Source organism: Streptomyces sp. NPDC005070, assembly GCF_053600395.1.
Map to the genome: position 1 here is coordinate 1 of NZ_JBSFZS010000591.1, position 1,055 is coordinate 1,055.

The following is a 1,055-nucleotide window of genomic DNA, read 5'->3' on the forward strand; positions in this document are numbered from 1 at the left end:
AGACGGGTATGCCGTACGAGGGTTCGGCGAGGTGGGCGGTGGTCATCGGTGCGCGCTCCCGTCGGGTCGGGCGGCCCGCTCCCGGGGCCCCGGCTACGCGGGTGCCTTCGCCTCGACCGCCGACCCGCTGTTCTGGCCGTCGTTCATCGGCGCCGCGCTGATCGTGCTCTCCAACCCGGTCTCCTTCGGCGCGTTCCTCGGCGACTGGTCCCGCTACATCCCGGCGAACACCCCGCGCCGCCGGGTGATGGGCGCCGCGTTCCTCGCGCAGATCGCCACCCTGCTGCCCTTCGTCTTCGGCCTGGCCACCGCGTCGATCATCGCCTCGAAGGCCGCGAAGTACGTCGACCCGGCCGCCCCGAACTACGTCGGCGGACTGCTGGCCATCTCCCCCGGCTGGTACTTCCTGCCGCTCTGCCTGATCGCCCTGATCGGTGGCCTGTCGACCGGCACGACGTCCCTCTACGGAACCGGCCTGGACTTCGCCAGCGTCTTCCCGCGCTTCAACCGCGTCCAGGCCACCTTCTTCATCGGTGTCCTGTCCATCGGCTTCATCTTCCTCGGCCGCTTCGCGCTCAACCTCACGCAGTCCATCTCCACCTTCGCCACGCTGATCATCACCTGCACCGCTCCGTGGATGGTCGTCATGGCGCTCGGCTACGTCACCCGGCGCGGCTGGTACGACGCCGAGGCGCTGCAGGTCTTCAACCGGCGTCAGCGCGGTGGCCGCTACTGGTTCGCGCACGGCTGGAACTGGCGCGGCATGGGCACCTGGATCGTCAGCGCCGTCGTGGCCCTCCTCTTCACCAACCTGCCGGGCCAGTTCGTCGGTCCGCTGGGCAACCTCGCGAACGGCGCGGACATCTCGCTGCCGGTCGGCCTGGCCCTCGCGGTCGTGCTCTACCTCGCCGCGCTCGCCCTGTTCCCCGAGCCGCGCGCCGTGTACGGGCCCGCCGGCCCCCGTTTCGTCGGGGCGTCCGAAGCCGACATCGCGCCGATCACCGGTGGCACCGAGGAGAAGTCGGCCGAGCCCGCCGCGGCCGTCTGACCCATCA

At 70.9% G+C, this 1,055-nt stretch carries 1 protein-coding gene; it reads left to right on the forward strand.

Annotated features, from left to right (window positions below):
• Nucleotides 1–1,048 (forward strand): purine-cytosine permease family protein (locus tag ACWEBX_RS41405; protein ID WP_451889815.1); only part of this gene is annotated, 1,048 nt, incomplete at its 5' end.
• Nucleotides 1,049–1,055: the final 7 nt, after the last annotated feature.